We start from the raw sequence: 215 nt of genomic DNA on the forward strand, positions 1-215 counted from the left end.
CGCCACGGCGGCCAGGACGGGCTCCGCCTTTTCGATCGTGTCGACATCCTGGCTGTCGGGGTCCTCACCCAGATAGGCCAGAGCGGCGGGGATCATCTCGACCGGAGCGTCGAGGAAATGCACACCGCATTCCGACAGCTTTTCCATGTTGGCCGGATCGAAGATCAGGGACAGGGAACCAACGGGCGCATCCTCGCCCAGCACTTCCTTGACCT

General features: G+C 63.3%; 1 pseudogene. It reads right to left on the reverse strand.

From position 1 onward, the window contains the following. Positions 1-215 (reverse strand): annotated as a pseudogene (locus tag A3728_RS20155) (spermidine/putrescine ABC transporter substrate-binding protein PotF); the annotation flags it as partial.

Source organism: Sulfitobacter sp. HI0040 (assembly GCF_001634885.1).
Taxonomy (GTDB): domain Bacteria; phylum Pseudomonadota; class Alphaproteobacteria; order Rhodobacterales; family Rhodobacteraceae; genus Sulfitobacter.